This window comes from Rossellomorea marisflavi, assembly GCF_009806575.1.
Classification (GTDB): domain Bacteria; phylum Bacillota; class Bacilli; order Bacillales; family Bacillaceae_B; genus Rossellomorea; species Rossellomorea marisflavi_A.
Genome location: NZ_CP047095.1, coordinates 2,095,180 through 2,112,130, shown reverse-complemented (window position 1 = coordinate 2,112,130; position 16,951 = coordinate 2,095,180). Strand labels below are relative to the sequence as shown.

The window sequence follows — 16,951 nt, the reverse complement described above, 5'->3', positions numbered from 1 at the left end:
AGTTTACGATTTTAGGAGGCACTGGGCAATAAGAATTTTGGTCGAAGTTGTGAATTAATGAATCGCCTTCTTTTTGAATCTTCCACCCTTTACTTCTGCGATATCAGCGATGGCAAGGAACGCGGTAGGATCGTGTTCCGAAACGATATCTTTCAGTTTTGCCTCTTCAAGTCTTGTGATGACGCAGAAGATCACTTTTTTGTCGTCTCCGGAAAATGCGCCTTCCCCGGCGAGATAGGTGACTCCCCTGCCGAGCCTTGAAAGGAGAGCATCACCGATTTTTTGATAATTATCACTAATGATCCAGACGGATTTAGACTCATCGAGTCCTTTGATGGTAATATCAATCATCTTGAAGGCTACAAAATACGCAAGCAGTGAATACATGGCCCGATCCCAACTGAACACAAAACCGGCACTGGCCAAAATAAAGAGATTGATGAACATGATAATTTCGCCGACTGAAAACGGTAATCGTTTCGTGAAGAGGATGGCGAGGATTTCCGTTCCATCGAGGGATCCTCCATAGCGGATGACCATCCCGACTCCGATTCCAAGAACGACTCCCCCAAACAAGGTAGCGAGCATCACATCGCTTGTCAGGGCGGGTACAGGATGGAGGAAGGTGGTAAACGCTGATAACACGGCAATGCCGTATAAAGTGGAAAGGGCAAACGTCTTCCCGATCTGTTTGTACCCAACGAAGAAAAAAGGGATATTCAGGACGAATATGAACAGACCCAGCTTGAAGCCTGTTATATGGGCAAGCATTATCGAGATGCCCACAATTCCTCCGTCTACGACCTGGTTTGGCACGAGGAAGATTTCCAGCCCTACGGCCATGATAATGGCTCCAAGGGTTATGAAGATTCCCCGCTTGATGATTTCCTTCATCGGAATTTTTTTATGGTTAATCGGCAGATAGTCTATTTGATTTTCCATAGGACCTCCCAGTAAAGTATCGGACTCGCTCTGCAAGCCGCGGTTCTCTATTAATCTATTCTCCCTGACACATGGAAATTCCTTCATTTTTCGACAAATCTCTTATGAAAAACACCTTTAGTTAACATAATATAATTACAGTCAAAAGCTCTTTCCGCTATGGAAAGAGCTTTTGTGTTTATTCCGATTTTAGGAACCGCAGCAGATCTCCATAAATGATATCATCTGAAAGCCCCAGTTCTTTCCTTACAATTTCTTTATAAGGATCGCATTTGCCCGTATCTTCACTTTCTTCGGACTCCCTATTGTAGCAAACGCTGTTTTTATATAGGAATTTTTCAGTGATGAAATCACCATTCCTAAAGATCACCGGGTGATTTTCCACCCTGGTGAAGAGATTATGCCCGAACGACAGATTTGACTGGGATTCGATTCCCATCAGATGAAGAATCGTCGGTCTAATATCAATCTCTCCCCCCAACGTATCAATCGTTCGTCCCTCCTCACCCGGAACGTGGATGATGAGAGGCACCTGCTGAAGCTTCATATGGTTGATGACGGAATCCTCCATCCCAAGGAGTTCAAATGCACCTGCTTCATATTTTTCGGAGATTCCATAGTGATCACCGTAAAAAACAAAAACCGTGTCATCGTAGAGTCCCCTCTCCTTGAAATCTTCTATGAGTTTCTTGATGGCTTCGTCTTCATATCTAACAGTCGTCACATAACGATTGACCACTCCTTCACTCGTATCCGCTTCTTCTATGAATTGATCCTCTTTATCGAGAAGAAAAGGAAAGTGATTGGTTAGCATGAGGAACCGGGCATAAAAAGGCTGAGGAAGATCATTTACATAATCCATGGACTGCTGAAAGAACGGGATGTCTTTGATACCATAATTCACTGAATTATCATCCGTCACTTCATACTCCTCTTTAGAAAAGAATCGGTCATATCCAAGGGCCTCATACATCTTATCCCGATTCCAGAAGGTCTTATCGTTTCCATGGAAGACAGCTGTGTAGTAATCCTCCTGTTCATCTAAAAGGTGAGAAAGGGCCCGGTAGGTATTGTCAGGCCTTTGCACAAACGTAGACCCGCTGGCGAGGGGATATAATCCATTATCCACCATGAATTCCGAATCGGAAGTCTTTCCTTGGGCAGTTTGATCATAGATTTGACTGAAATAAAAGCTATCCTTGATCAACGAATTAAGAAAGGGAGTAATTTCTTCTCCATTTACTTTTTGATCGATCACGAAATTTTGAGTGGATTCCATACTGACCAGAACGAGATTTTTGCCTTTGGCAATTCCGAATAAGTCGGATTCTTCATTATCATTGGAGTCGATGTATCGAATGGTTTCCTTTGTATCTGCCTTTGTGGCCAGGGTCCTTGAAAACGGCTTTCCTGCTGCTATGCCAATATCGTATAGGTGATAATTATAAGGTCCGATTGCCTTTACCATTTGTTCCCGATCGTAGGCTTCAGCGAACATATAAGGCGACTTCAGCAGACCGATGCCGATCGTGACGATCAAGACCAGGCAACTCCCGATGACGTACACTGCTTTTTGCTTTTTTTTCACGTCCACGTTCACTGCACGTGTCTTCCAAAGGTAAACGCCCACCACAATCAGGTCTAGGAAAAAGAGGAGATCCCAGCCACTGATCAATTCGAATGTACTGGGTCCGATCCCCCGACATTTTTAAACTGGAACAGGATGGGGACTGTTACATAATCAGAGTAAAAGCGGTAATAAAGAAGGTCCCCATAAAGGATGCCGCTTGCAAGGATCATTACGAGAAAGATGGTGAATCGGTTGATTTTTTTTGTGAAATAAAAGCTTACTCCCAGGATAAGGAGGATCGATGCAATCGGATTGATCAGCACCAGCAGTGCATCATGGACATTGTCGATGTGAAGGGAAAAACCGACGAAAAGCACGATGACCGTTTTTACCCATAACGCAAACCCAGATATGAGCACCGGTTTGAAGGTAAACTTCCATTCTTTCATACTATTCCACCGATCACCCATGTGTGGCAAGCTCCCTGCGATAAGCGTCCATACATGTCTTGATCCGATCAAGGGCTTCATTGACCTCAGATTCCTGATAGTTCCCCATCAAGGCAAGCTGGATCCAATTCCGCTTTAGGAGATAGTCGCTTTCATAGCTCAGGATCAGACCCGCTCTACGGCATCTGTCACCAAATTCCCTTGAAGGGATATCAGGTGGCAATGCCACCGTAATGATTCCTGGTGAGTAGTCCTCATCCCCGATCACATGAAAACCTGCTTCAATCAATCTGTGCCTGAGAATCTCCATTATCATAGGCCTGGAGGCTGTATCCACTGCACCCAGCGCCGTATACAATGCCTGCACCAGATTGGAAGAGTGGGTATACGGAATGCTTGCATTCTTATCGTACTGACCGATATCCAGGTAGCGAGGGATCCGGCTGTCAGGTCCGATTGCCTCACGGTGGAATACAATCGCAAGCCCAGGGTAAGCTCCAATCCCCTTCCCGCTCACACTGGTGGCAAGATATGCACGGCCAAGATCAGAGGGAATGACCCCAACGGAGCTGCAGGCATCGATGCACAATTTTACATCATAGCGATCTGAAAGGTCACAGAGCCTTTCGACATCATAAACGAAACCCGTTGATGTTTCACAATGCACCGTCCATATCCACTGAATGTCACAATTCTGCTTCAGGATCTCTTCCACTTCTTCTGCACGGACGGGTACTCCCCACTCCTTTGAAATGGTCATGTACTCCAGGCCAAAACGGTCGGCATGATCCTGTAGCCTGTAGCCAAATTCACCATTAGACAGGATCAGCCCAGGTCCTGGAAGGACGGAAAGATGTGCAGCCACCATATCGTTCGAAAGGGTTCCCGTCCCTACCGAAACCAGTACATGATTCACATTCACAAGTTCTTTCAGTCTCAATCGGACCTTGCTCATACATTCAATGAACTCATTATTCCGGTGGGAGACTGTTGCTCCCTTGAATGCATCCGTCACTTCTTTTCTCATTGGCACCGGGCCAGGAAGGAAAGACAGTTCTCTCACACGGTTCTTCCGTTCCATCATCCGTATAAACGCCTTAGTGGATGACTCGAAGCTTGCTTTTGTCAGATACATCGGCTGATAGACGGCATCCCCACTTCCAACTCGTTCACCGAAGGGAATGAATCCCATCCTTCTATAGAGTTTCAGCTGTCTGACAGTACCGGATATAAGAGCCATATCGTACCCTCTCTCAAGACAATGAGTCACAAGCTGATCGCAAAGTGAAAAGAATACCCTTGTACTTCTGAATTCTTCTTTAACCGATAGTAAACGGATTTCACAGGTGCTTGAATCCTTTGGTAAAAATTGATCAAGGTCCTCGATTTTGCTGTCAAGGGAGTATGGGCGATTGCTTCTAAGGGCGATCATGCCCACTACCTCGCTTCCCCATTTGGCAATAATGTATGTATTCTCGTCATGAAAACGATCCACGAGCGCCTTCTCCTCATTGGTGGAGTGCTGGGGGATTTCTTCTACAAACGTCCGGTAATTCAACCGGTTGATCTGATCCATCTCTTCTTTTTCAGTTGCCAATTTATAGATGAGAGAATGGGTTTCCATTCTGATTACCTCCTACGCTTTCACTTGATGTGATGGTTTCAAATGCATGATTATTACCACTATGAATAAACCTGCCAATGATAGTGATATCACTAAGGGATCACCCGTTAAGCAGGACGTGACCGGTATGGAGGCCATGGCGATGAAGCCGGCGACCTTGTATTTCTTCAAACTGAAATAGCCGATCCCCATCAATAGGATGAAACCGGCGATGGCCACCGGGGATAGAAACAAGGAGGCCGCAAGATAAACAACGACTCCTTTCCCTCCGTGGAATCCCAGTTGCAAAGGGAATAAGTGACCCAGCATTAAAAAGAATGCCGAACCAACAAGGTACCCATTTCCGGTCGTCATGGCATTCACAATGAATAAGACCGTCATCACCTTGGCAATATCCAATAGTACGGCCAGGACGAATGCCCTTCTGCCTGAAACCCGCAAGGCATTGGTTGCCCCAACGTTTCCGCTTCCCTCCTGTCGAATATCAACGCCCGATCCCTTTACAGAATAGTGGGCACCCATGATACCCCCTCCAAAGTAGGATAGAACGGCTACTATGATCCCGATGATAACATTCATGATAAAACGCCTTTCTTCTCAAAATAGTAGACGAAGAACGAAAGAAAAAGTTTCCTAATTTAGCAAATTCACCTTTTATTATAAAGAAAGAAAGGTAGGTACAAAAGCAGAAAAACAAAAAAAGCAACAAATTCCAGGGAAAGGAGATACCACGGATACGGACCCAGGTAGTCGATTGGACTCATATTATATGGTTTATGTGCAAGGAACATATAATTGGCACCCGTGATACGATCGATGAAGTACACCATCAGCGCAATGGCGTTCAGAGAAATAAATGCCCTGATGACTGACCTGAACGTGACGTGGAAGCCTTCCATCCAGATCATATAAAAGGCAGAAAGGATGATGGCCGCATGGGCGATGAAGAATTGAAAGTACCGTATATGCGGAAAACCATAAAAAAGTTCGGGTGTGATCACGGCAATGAGAGCCCCCGCCATACTGGCAAAATAGGTTACCTCAAAAAGCCTGTAGCTTCCCATCAAAAGCATGATCACACAAAGATAAAGTGAAAGGGAACATAATTGGAACGGGAGATTCGTTTCGATTGTCCATTCCCCTCTTAAGAGATACCACAGTTGGAACGTCAATTCAGATAGGAACAGGCTGGCGATAAGACCTACCTTCAAGACCAATTTCCCTTTCGGAGTGATTCGGTTCCGGACCAGGAAAAGGAACAGCACCCCGACAAGTGTCAATATGATCGCAATGATATGGGAAATGGAGAATAACTTAAATGGATAGATGATTACAAGCATGACAGCCCCCCAGATGTGTATGATGTGCATCTATTCAACCTGACTCTCAAGATAAATGAGCCCAACCATTCTGCCCTTCAAGTTGAGTTTCACGATGGACCGATTATGTTTATAGTAGCACAAAACCCTCTTTCCACTGAAAGAGGGTTGAATAAAACCTACCTATTATTTTTCTTCTGCGGGGGCTCTTCCATCCACCCCCTTCTTACAAGTAGGTCCAATCCGGTTGACCCAAACTTTAAGATCTCGGTCACGAACATGGCAAATTGTACTCCGAGGTCTTTCCTTGTGGACATGGTAATGGCATGACACATCGTACTAAGTCCCACTGCGTTCGAGCTTGTAATAAAAAATACGAGAAGCTTATCGGAAAATGGTGATTCTGTGGAGTTGGTCACTTCCATGGTCATCGGATACGTAGGGAATGCATCATCTTCCATAATAATCTTGTTGAATGCTGTGATCTGTTTTTCACTAAGCTTCTTTCCTTTTCTAAAATAGTCACTCACTTCCCGATCCTTCACAACCTGTAAGAAACCCTTTAAAAGGACAAGACCGATACAATTACGTTCGATGATAAAAAACAGTTCGCTCAGTTCAAGTACATTCAACGGCCGGTTTTCCCCTAGGAGCTGACCGATCAGGGAAGGGTTCTCTTTGACAAAACCAACGTGATCGGGATAGGGAATCTTAGGAGGTCGGTCATATACACCTTTTTCAAGCATCAACTTCAACGATGACTTATATAAATTGACACTTTTCGCCAAAGACGCCTCAAAAAATGCTAGCACATCCGCTCTTGCCACCGTCTCAAGCAACGAAGTGAAATGCTCGTTCGTCACCTGCCCCCCTCTGTACACAAAGCTCAATACAAAGATATCGGTAAAGAGAGGGGGGGCAGTGAGATCCACGTCACTAGAAGAAAATCCTTTCGGTACGGGGAATCCTTCTTTTTCGAATATTGACGTTAATTGCTGGATCCACGTCGCATTGGCTTCTGCATGCTGAACGAGAATGTCCTTTATGGAATCATCATCCACATGAATAAGGAAATGCTGATAAAAGCAATCCATGGCCGAACATTTTATATACGTGGTCCATAGGGCAGCAATCTCAGCCGTTGTGAGTTGAATGTTTTTAGTGCTCATAGGGCCCGCTCCTTTATCATTTTTTATAGTGTTATCTTATTCCCCCTATGTATTCGTATCAGTTGCATCATAAAAAAGGCGCTTCATGAAGAAGCACCTTTAGTCTATCGTTTGTTTGTGGGAATCTCGTAGCGCACAAAGGTCGGAAGTGTGAAGGTGATACAGAAAACCACGACCAGTGCGACTCCGAATGTCATTGGTTTGGACCATCCATTGATAGGCGACAGATAGAAAATGACGACCAGTGCCAGAAGCAGCACCAGAAACGAAACGATGAATTTTGAAGTGAAGTTGATGGTATGTTTGGTGTTGCAATGACTGCATGTGATCGGTTTATACGATTGCCAGATGGAAAACAGAACATCTTTCCACCGGAATGACCGACCGCATTTTTCACATTTTTGCATGGATATTGAAGCCTCCTGTAGTGGTACTCTCTTCTTAAATTGTATCATTACAGGACGTTAAGGGGTAGAAGGAATCCTGACTCACACCTTATTTTACAAAGTGGTTTTGAAACCACCTGGCTGCCTCATCGACTTCTTCTCTTCTCAGTTCATGACCTCCATTCGTCCAATACTCTGTCACATCGGCCCCGGATTCCTTCAAATGCAGTATCAGCTCCTCGGTTTCCGATTTAGGGATGATCGGATCCCTGGTGCCTGCGCCGACAAAGACAGGAAGGTTTTTGAGGGCAGGGATATCCACTCCCCTTCTCGGTACCATGGCATGGAAAAGAATCGCGCCTGCAAGAACATCTTCATAATGATACACCATGCTTCCGGCAATATTCGCTCCGTTTGAGTATCCGAGTGCGACCACCCGATCCCGATTGAAGCCATGCTCGACGGCACTGTTATCGATAAAGTCTTTCAATTCTTTCGTCCTGAATACGAGATCTTCTTCATCGAAGACCCCTTCTGCCAGACGGGCGAAGAATCTCGGCATCCCGTTTTCGCTCACGTTCCCCTTTACGCTAAGAACAGATGCGCCCGGGGCAATCATGTCTGCGAGGGGCAGCAAATCACGTTCATCCCCTCCTGTTCCATGTAAAAGTAGTAGTGTCGGTGCGTTTTCATTTGTTCCCTTTTGATAAATGTGTTTCATGGTTTCATCTCCTTAAGTTAAAGGTTTTAATGACTTTTCAATTTCAACACGTCTTGACTCGAGATGAGGTGGCAGAGCCAGTGATTCTCCAAGCGAGTCCAGCCCTTCATCCAGATCGAATCCCGGTCCTTCAGTGGCCAATTCGAATAAGATCCCATTCGGATCTCGGAAATAAAGGGACCGGAAGTAGTATCTGTCAACGAATCCGGAATTGACATATCCTGATTCATTGATGCGATCAATCCATCGGCGCAGGTCACTTTCATCTTCTACCCTTAATGCAAGATGGTGAACGCTGCCCCGGCCCGGTCTTTCACCTGGGATATCTTTTCGTTCTTCCAAGAAGATCTCACTTCCCGTGCCGCCCTCTCCTGTTTCGAATACCCTGATGTCGTTCTGGCCATCGACTGGTGAAGGGAAAGCCCTTGTTTCCTTGTAGCCCAGGATGTCCGTCAATACCCGGGCAGTCCGTTCGCCCCTTGATACCGTCAGCTGAACTGGCCCCAATCCCATGATGCCAAAGTCAGCAGGCACCGGCCCTTTTCTCCATGGAATCCCTCCAGGCACACCCGCATTATTTTCATCCGATACAAGCATCAGCCTCTGACCCTCCGGATCGCGGAAAGAAATCGTCGAACGCCCCGTCCGAACGGAAATGCCCTCATGTTCCACACCAAGCTGAGTGAATCTGTCTTCCCAATAAGCGAGGGCTTTATCGTTCTTGACCCTTAGAGACGTCAGGGAAATACTATTCGTACCAAAGTGGGTCCTGGCCGCCGGAGGAATCTCAAAAAAAGTAAAATCTGTACCTGGATTCCCCATTTCATCCGCATAAAACAGATGATAAACCGATGGATCATCCTGATTTACTGTTTTCTTGACCAACCTCATACCGAGGGCCTTGGTATAGAAATCCAGATTTTTACGTGCATTCGCTGTGATGGCTGACACATGGTGATGTCCTTTGATCGCTTTTACCTCCATGTTGTCCCCTCCTTTTCCTAAAAGTATAACCGGAAATTATCTTTAATTCAAGATATACGAATTCAAAATAAAGAGAAAGCAGGGCTGCTTTCTCTTTTAGCATTTATACTCAAAGTCTGTTCAGGGCCTGGGAAAGGGTTGAAGTGATGGTAAGGTTATCAAATTTCAACCCCAACTGTACGGCCGTCTGCGCGATCTCAGGTCTAAGTCCAGACAGGATCGGTTTGACCCCTATGAGTTGAAGTGCATCCATCAGATTGAAAAGCTGATGCGCGACCATGGTATCAATTAGCACCACTCCCGACAAATCAATAAAGAGTTGGGTGACACCCTTCTCAACGCACTGTTCAAGGGCATTTTCAAGAATGTATTCAGCCCTCGTCGGTTCGATATTACCCACTAGAGGAAGCAGGGCCGTGTGCTCATTCAGCTTGATGACGGGCGAACTCAGCTCATTAATGACTTCTTGCTGAGCTTGTAGCTGTTTATTGACAACAGCTGTCTGCATTTCTACGAAACGGACCATCGCGTGATCGAACGACTGAACCAACAATTTCCACCACTCGTTAAAGACATCGAAACCGTCTTCTTCAGAGGACATATCTTTGAATTCTTGTAAAAAGCCCAGGTATTGCTCCCTTACCCTGACAAACTCCTTCAGGATATGGTGGTTCGGCGTGTTGATATGTTCTTTGTCCTCAGCAACGGACAGAATCCATTTATCCAGTTCCTGCTCGAATGCAAGACGCTCTGTGATAAATATGCTGCAAAGTATCCCATGGAATTCAAAATTTTGCTGTTTAAGTGTTTCGATCACTTGCGGATTGGATGAAGTATACACCCCTGATGTGTTGCTTTTATCGAGTGAATTATACCAATCGTCCGTCAACTGTTTTGCCCTCTTGATTAAAAATTCGTAAAAATCCTGATTACTTGGCATGGTGCTCCTCCTTTAAGGCAGCTCTTACTGAAACCCTTTTGCAGCAGTCAAGGGGTATTCCCTTGTCATGTATGTATGATATGTATAAGCAGTATGGCTTTTATCATCCACTCTGAAGGTCCATTATACGAATCGGTTTCATGATATTAGTATATCCGATGTCTTTCACATATTACCAGTTTCAAACTCTTTCATACCAGTCTCATAACGACATTTCGACAAATTTTTTTCGAAATCGGGAAAATATGAAAATACTTCTCTACAATTCCAATTATAAAGTATATAATAGAAATAATAGATTGAATATTTAAACGAATCCCTGAATGGTGTTTGATGATACCTTTCCTTCCTGCATCGGGGTAGCTCTCCATCCTGTAGACGGCCAATCAATTGAAGGGGGATGAAACGAATGAAAGAGAAGCTGTCGAGACACTATATCGAATTATTGGCCATCCAAAGCGCCTGCCGATTTTGTAAGTCGCTGGATTTAGCTCCCACCCTTGAAAACCTCGCGATGATCAGCGGTTTTTCAGAAGAAAAGATTCTGATCATCATGGAAACATCGTATCAATTACAAGAGTATCCAAAACTTCTAAAAAAGAATTTGACATCCCACTGACCCCTTTTCACCTTCCTGAAGCATCATATTCCCTATTAGAAAATTACAATTATATTGTGTTTATTTGTTCACCCGACGGGTATAGAAAATGAGAGATCAAACTCTATACGAAAGCGAGAGACATATGGACACAAACCTCATCCATCAACATCTCACCCTTGAATTAAGCGAGCGGATCGCAGAGGAGTGGGCAAAAGGTTCACCTCAAGGCGACGACCTGAAGGAGGGACTGATCGAGTTCATCCTTCTCCTTCGTTCCATGCCTTTCCCATCCGATGATAAGATTATACGCTGGGCTGAAAAGGCTGCCGATGAAAGACTCGACTTTGCCAGGTCACCCAGCTTGGAAATTTCCGAATTCAACAGGTTCAAACGGATCTTTATGGACAATGTGAAAGAAACATTGCCTGATGAATTTGTAGGCTCCCCCGGCTTCCTGGTTTGGTTGATTGGCACCATTCAAACCTTTGACATGGTGACAGATGAGTTTCTAAAAACCTTTGAAACCCATTCCGACAGGATACTATCCGGTCAACAGGAGCTGATCAACGAATTGAGCAGTCCTATCATAGAGGTCGCTCCACAAGTCGGCATCCTTCCCTTAATCGGGGACATCGACACCCACCGTGCAAAATCGATACTTACCCATTCCCTTCAGGACAGCTTAAAAAAAGAACTGGATTTTCTTTTCATCGATCTATCAGGCGTGGCGATCGTTGATACGATGGTAGCTCAGCAGCTTTTTCGTATCATTTCCGCCCTGAATCTCATCGGAGTGGATGTCATATTATCAGGTATCAGGCCGGAAGTGGCTCAAACGGCCATTCAGATGGGCATCGATTTTTCGTCTTTGGAAGTGAAGCCAACCATCGCCATCGCCCTACAGGAAATGGGTTTTACATTCGTACATAAAGAAACGGAAATCCTTTAAAGGATTTCCGTTTCTTTTATAGAACATTAAAATATCTCGCTTCCGGATGGGCGAATACCATGGCAGTGACCGATGCCTCAGGTTCCATCATACATCCATCGGTGAGATGGATCCCTATGCGTTCAGGATGAATCAGGTTGAAAAGCTTGCTCTGATCTTCCAGGTCGGGACAGGCGGGATAGCCAAAAGAGAATCTTTGTCCCTGATATTTTGTCCTGAATCGATCCTGCATGCTCATATCGACCGGATCAGGGAACCCCCATCTGCTCCTCATCATTTCATGCACCCTTTCGGCCAGGCCTTCAGCGGTTTCCAGTGCGAGAGCTTGAAGGGCATGACTTTCCAGGAATCTTCCTTCGTCTTTCAGTTTTTTGGCCCACTGCCTGATACCATATCCTGCTGTGACGGCAAAGAAGCCTACGTAGTCCATCTCTCCACTTTCGACCGGCCTCAAGTAATCAGAGAGACAAAGATGTTGATTCCCTTTTTGTCTCGGGAAATGGAATGTTTCGATTACCTTCTGAGGATTTTCCGGATCATAAATCAGTACGTCATCCCCCGAAGCCTGCGCAGGGAAGAACCGATAGAGAGCAGACGCCTGTATCAGACCATCCTCTTTGGCTTTTAAAAATAATTCATCAACCATCCTTTTAAGTCCGACCGTCCTCTCGTCGCCTTCAGCAAGGAGCCTTGTGATCTTCCCCTTTATTCCGAGATGGTGACCGAGAAGCATTTGCTCATTGATGTATGGCCGGATATGATCCAGGGAGAATTCCCGGATGATATGATCGTTATAGTCTGCGGGGACGAAGACATCGACGTCTGTCGATACTTCCGACCGGACTTTTACCGCAAGGCCCCCACCTTCCTCCTCCTTGAGGACTGCCGGTTCAGAATGTGAAGCAAGGTCCAGTGTACGCTTTTGTTCCAGCTCTTTTCTTTTTTCAACATCTTGAATGCCATTCATGATGCTGAGCCCATCCATGGCATCCTTGGCATATAACACAAGTCCGGCATATTCCTTGGCGATTTTTGTGGAGGTGAATTTCCGGGTCAGTGCGGCTCCTCCGACAACAATGGGAACGTCGATCCCTGTCTGCTTCATATCATGTGCTGTGATGACCATCTGCTGAGCAGATTTAACGAGCAGCCCTGACAAACCGACAATGTCCGGTTTTTCTTTTTTGATGACCTCTATGAGCTCCTGGGGGGCCACTTTGATTCCAAGGTCATGCACCTCATAGCCATTGTTACTGAGGATGATGTCTACCAGATTCTTGCCGATATCATGGACATCCCCTTTCACGGTAGCAAGGATGACCTTGCCCTTAGAGGAAGAGGATTCACTTTGTTCCATATGGGGTTCGAGGAAGGCAACCGATGCTTTCATCACTTCTGCACTCTGCAGTACTTCAGCAACAATGAGTTGGTTATCGTTGAAGAGCCTTCCCACTTCACTCATGCCGGCCATCAAAGGACCATTTATGATGGACAGGGGGGAATCATACGTTTGCAAGGCTTGCTCTAGATCAGGCAACAGGCCTTCCTTTGTGCCTTCCACTACGTAGTGACCGAGCCTCTCTTCAAGGGTCATGGTATTGATAGGTACCTTGGATTCTTTCTTCTTCCCGCGATAGAAGGCAGTGAATTCCGCTAGAGTGGCATCAGTTGTATCAAAAAGCAGCCGTTCGGCCATCGCCACCTCTTCTTCAGGAATAGATGCAAACCGCTCAAGTTTTTCTGTATTGACGATGGCGTAGTCGAGTCCTGCCTTCGTGCAGTGATAAAGATAGACGGCATTCAGGACCTCCCTTCCAACCGGCGGAAGCCCAAAGGACACATTGCTCACACCGAGAATATGCGGACACTCGGGTAGCACCTCTTTGATCCTCCTGATCCCTTCAATCGTTGCCGAAGCCGAACCGATATACTGTTCGTCCCCGGTTCCTACTGGGAATACGAGGGGATCGAAGATGATATCCTCGGAACGGATTCCGTATTTACCGGTCAAAAGCTTGTGGGATCGCTGGGCAATTTCCACCTTGCGCTCAGCACTGACGGCCATGCCCTCCTCATCGATGGTCCCCACCACGATGGCTGCTCCGTATTTCTTCACAAGGGTTGCCACCTTTTCGAAACGCTCTTCTCCGTCTTCCAGGTTGACAGAATTGATGATCACCTTCCCTTGAATGAACCGGAGGGCCCCTTCCATGACCTCTTCATCCGTTGAATCGATGACGAGGGGAACCTTCACTTTTTTAACAGCTTCCTGTATGAATACGTTCATATCTTCGGCTTCATCGCGGTCAGGATCGGCCAGACAGATATCGATCACTTGAGCACCATTCTTCACCTGAGCCCGGGCAATCTCAGATGCTTCTTCGATCTTCCCTTCTGAAATCAACCGCTTGAACTTCCGTGATCCGATCACATTGGTTCTTTCCCCTACCAGGGTGGGGCGGTTATCGGGATCATCATAGATAAAGGGCTCGATGCCAGAAACCGCGTGGGGATGAACCACTTCCGGTTGCCGTGGCTGCAGGTCCTTCACCGCTTCACGAATGGCATGGATGTGTTCAGGCGTCGTTCCGCAGCAGCCGCCGACAAGATTCAACCAGCCTTTCTCGGCAAATCCTCTCATTTTGACACTAAGGGATGCAGGTGTTTCATTATAATGGCCCTCTTCATCCGGCAGCCCCGCGTTGGGATAGCAGCTCACATAAGAGGATGAAAGGCCTGATAGGGTCCTCAGGTGGTCAGTCATGAATTCGGGTCCCGTGGCACAATTCAGACCCACAACTAGTGGATTCAAATGCTCCAGTGATAAATAGAATGCTTCAATATTCTGACCGGCAAGCGTCGTGCCCATCGGCTCGATCGTTCCGGAAAGAAGGATCGGGATCTCTCTGCCAGCAGTGGAAAAGGCCTGTTTGATCCCTATATTTGCCGCTTTGACATTCAGGGCGTCCTGACTCGTTTCGAGAAGAAGGACATCTACTCCACCAGCTAGTAGGCCTTCTGCCTGCACTCTGTAATCATCGGCCAGTTCATCGAATGTGATCCCACCCGTGACAGATAGTGTTTTCGTGGTCGGTCCCATTGCCCCGGCAACGAATCTTGGCCATTCCGGTGTGCTGACCGCATCTACTGCCTTCCTTGCAAGTTCAGCAGCCACCCGGTTGATCTCATAGGCTTTGTGCCCGATCCCATATTCATCCAGGACGACCGGGGTCCCTCCGAATGTATTGGTCTCTACAATATCCGCCCCTGCTCGCAAGTACTCGGCATGAATATGGGTAATGACGTCTGGTGCCGTCAACACCAGATGTTCATTACATCCGTCCAGTTCTTCCCCTCCGAAATCTTCCGGAGAGAGATTTGCCTGTTGAAGCATCGTCCCCATCGCTCCGTCAAGAATCATGATTTTCTTCTTGAGCTGTTGTTCAAACAATGTTGTGGTCATATGGTACTTCCCTCTTTTCCTTTTCTATGACATTCGCATGCCGGATCAATTCTACGCTCATATCGTAGCGCATGAACGGAGTGATGATGTATAGACCGTTGAACAGCTCCATTGCCGTTTCCACTAATTCTTTTGCAATCCCCATTCCGACCGCTCTGGATTGGAGAGGATCTCCCTCCGCTTCTTTCATCAATCTTCTTGCCTGATCGGGCACCTTGATCCCAGGTACCTCATGATGAAGGAACTCGGCATTTCGTGAACTGATCAAGGGCATGATCCCGATGAATAACGGTGATTGCAAATGCCTGGTTGCCTCTGCAATTTGAACGAGATGTTCACAGCTGAAAACCGGCTGCGAAATGAAGTAGTCTGCTCCTGCACTCTGTTTTTTCTCCAGACGTTTTACGGAAGCGTCCAAATGCCTGAAATTTGGATTGAAGGCTGCACCGACCGAAAAGTTCGTCCGTTGTCTCAAAGATTTTCCCGAAAAGGATAGGCCTTCATTATTCTGCTTGATCAGCTCGATCAGTTCGATGGAGGAAAGATCGTACACCGATGCAGCACCTGGAAAATCACCGATCTTCGCAGGATCCCCTGTTATCGCCAGAATATTATGAATCCCCAGGGTGTGAAGGCCCATCAAATGGGACTGCAGGCCGATAAGGTTACGATCCCTGCACGTAATATGCACGAGGGGGTCAAGGTCGTATTTCTGTTGAACAAGGGTCCCCATAGCATCATTGCTGACCCGTGGGGAAGCAAGGGGATTATCAGCGAGGGTTATGGCATCGATTCCTTCTTCTTTTAATGCTTTTGCCCCTTGGAAGAACAATCCGGTATCCAGATGCTTCGGGGGATCCAGTTCGACAATGAGTGTTTTTTTCACTTTTACTTTATGGTGGAGCAGGCTTTTTTGGAGTAGGGGATCTTTGAGCTTGATCAGCTCCTGTCTTTTCACCTTTTTTTCTTTTACCGGCACCCTTGAAATCATTCGTTCCTTAACGGCTTTGATGTGTGCTGGAGTCGTCCCGCAGCAGCCCCCGATGATTCTGGCACCCTGAAGGCGCAATTCATTGCTTATATCTCCAAAATAGTCAGGCTCCGCAGCATAGTAGAACCGTCCTTCTTCATAGTTTGGTAGACTTGCGTTCGGATAGACCGACAAAAAAGACGACTTGGGCAAAGGAACTCCTTCCAGGGACTTTACCATATGGAAAGGACCCATCCGGCAGTTGATCCCGACGATATCGGCTCCGAGGAGTTCCAGTTCCCCAAGGGCGTCCTTAATATCCATCCCGTTTTGCAATACCCCGGTTTCATGCATGGATACCTGTGCGATGACCGGCAGATCAGTTTCTTTCTTCACGATCTGCAACACAGTCCTGAGCTCTTCAAAGTCATAATAGGTTTCCAGGAGGATCCCGTCGACTCCTTCGAGGAGCAAGCAGTATAGCTGTTCGCGAAAACCCCGTTTCACTTCCTCCAGGCTGATATGCTGATTGATGGCCCTGATCCCCCCTATGGTCCCGAGGATATACGTCCCCTCTTTCGCTGCCTTCTTCGCCAGCTTGACGGCCGCTTCATTGATTTCCTTCACCTGATCTTGCAGCCCGTACCTTGAAAGCTTTGCATAATTGGCGCCATACGTATTGGTCTGGATGATATCAGCGCCCGCCTCGATATATTGCTTATGCACATTGATGATTTCTTCGGGATGGGATAGATTCAATTCTTCAAAACATCGGTCAACCCCATACGAGTATAGAAGGGTTCCGACCGCACCATCCGCAATCAGTATGTTTTCAGATAGTGCATCCAATAGAGTGTTCATCCT

At 46.5% G+C, this 16,951-nt stretch carries 14 protein-coding genes and 1 pseudogene; 2 read left to right on the top strand and 13 right to left on the bottom strand.

The features are described 5' to 3' along the window. Window positions 1–54 precede the first annotated feature (54 nt). From D5E69_RS10965 to D5E69_RS10920, 11 genes and pseudogenes are all read right to left on the bottom strand, one after another. Window positions 55–894: a YitT family protein gene (locus D5E69_RS10965; RefSeq protein ID WP_370295228.1), complete on the bottom strand. Its 840-nt coding sequence runs from the start codon at window positions 892–894 to the stop codon at window positions 55–57. A gap of 226 nt (window positions 895–1,120) precedes the next feature. After that, on the bottom strand, window positions 1,121–2,221 hold the full coding sequence (locus D5E69_RS10960; RefSeq protein WP_488473445.1) for an LTA synthase family protein: 1,101 nt from the start codon (window positions 2,219–2,221) through the stop codon (window positions 1,121–1,123). Between the two features lie 201 nt (window positions 2,222–2,422). After that, a pseudogene (locus D5E69_RS24110) lies at window positions 2,423–2,961 on the bottom strand (LTA synthase family protein); the annotation flags it as partial. A 13-nt stretch (window positions 2,962–2,974) separates the two neighbouring features. Beyond that, window positions 2,975–4,585: an aminotransferase class V-fold PLP-dependent enzyme gene (locus D5E69_RS10955; RefSeq protein ID WP_159129645.1), complete on the bottom strand. Its 1,611-nt coding sequence runs from the start codon at window positions 4,583–4,585 to the stop codon at window positions 2,975–2,977. Between the two features lie 12 nt (window positions 4,586–4,597). Beyond that, on the bottom strand, window positions 4,598–5,164 hold the full coding sequence (locus tag D5E69_RS10950; RefSeq protein ID WP_048003907.1) for a glycerol-3-phosphate acyltransferase: 567 nt from the start codon (window positions 5,162–5,164) through the stop codon (window positions 4,598–4,600). 68 nt (window positions 5,165–5,232) lie between these two features. After that, complete coding sequence (locus tag D5E69_RS10945; protein WP_048003908.1) at window positions 5,233–5,925, bottom strand: YwaF family protein; 693 nt, start codon at window positions 5,923–5,925, stop codon at window positions 5,233–5,235. Between the two features lie 158 nt (window positions 5,926–6,083). Continuing rightward, the gene (locus D5E69_RS10940) at window positions 6,084–7,073 is read right to left on the bottom strand and encodes a DUF3231 family protein (RefSeq protein ID WP_159129644.1); all 990 of its coding nucleotides are present in this window, start codon (window positions 7,071–7,073) and stop codon (window positions 6,084–6,086) included. 104 nt (window positions 7,074–7,177) lie between these two features. Beyond that, a complete protein-coding gene (locus tag D5E69_RS10935) occupies window positions 7,178–7,480 on the bottom strand; it encodes a TIGR04104 family putative zinc finger protein (RefSeq protein ID WP_048013134.1) in 303 nt (100 codons plus the stop codon). A gap of 88 nt (window positions 7,481–7,568) precedes the next feature. Next, window positions 7,569–8,180, bottom strand: a complete 612-nt coding sequence (locus D5E69_RS10930; RefSeq protein ID WP_159129643.1) for an alpha/beta hydrolase — start codon at window positions 8,178–8,180, stop codon at window positions 7,569–7,571. 12 nt (window positions 8,181–8,192) lie between these two features. Then, window positions 8,193–9,164 carry a ring-cleaving dioxygenase gene (locus tag D5E69_RS10925; protein ID WP_159129642.1) on the bottom strand — a complete coding sequence of 324 codons (972 nt, stop codon included), beginning with the start codon at window positions 9,162–9,164 and terminating at the stop codon, window positions 8,193–8,195. Between the two features lie 109 nt (window positions 9,165–9,273). Further along, window positions 9,274–10,104 carry an STAS domain-containing protein gene (locus D5E69_RS10920; protein ID WP_048003913.1) on the bottom strand — a complete coding sequence of 277 codons (831 nt, stop codon included), beginning with the start codon at window positions 10,102–10,104 and terminating at the stop codon, window positions 9,274–9,276. 409 nt (window positions 10,105–10,513) lie between these two features. On the opposite strand from D5E69_RS10920, the gene D5E69_RS10915 reads away from it, so the two are divergent. Together D5E69_RS10915 and D5E69_RS10910 are read left to right on the top strand one after the other, a co-directional pair. Next, a complete protein-coding gene (locus D5E69_RS10915) occupies window positions 10,514–10,723 on the top strand; it encodes a hypothetical protein (RefSeq protein ID WP_048003914.1) in 210 nt (69 codons plus the stop codon). A gap of 124 nt (window positions 10,724–10,847) precedes the next feature. Beyond that, window positions 10,848–11,654, top strand: coding sequence for an STAS domain-containing protein (locus D5E69_RS10910; protein WP_053072134.1), 807 nt, complete (start codon window positions 10,848–10,850; stop codon window positions 11,652–11,654). A gap of 16 nt (window positions 11,655–11,670) precedes the next feature. On the opposite strand, the gene metH is transcribed toward D5E69_RS10910, so the two are convergent. Both metH and D5E69_RS10900 read right to left on the bottom strand, forming a co-directional pair. After that, window positions 11,671–15,117, bottom strand: coding sequence for a methionine synthase (metH, locus tag D5E69_RS10905; protein ID WP_159129641.1), 3,447 nt, complete (start codon window positions 15,115–15,117; stop codon window positions 11,671–11,673). Further along, a complete protein-coding gene (locus D5E69_RS10900; RefSeq protein WP_159129640.1) occupies window positions 15,098–16,948 on the bottom strand; it encodes a bifunctional homocysteine S-methyltransferase/methylenetetrahydrofolate reductase in 1,851 nt (616 codons plus the stop codon). The genes metH and D5E69_RS10900 overlap by 20 nt, the downstream gene beginning before the upstream one ends. Window positions 16,949–16,951 lie beyond the last annotated feature (3 nt).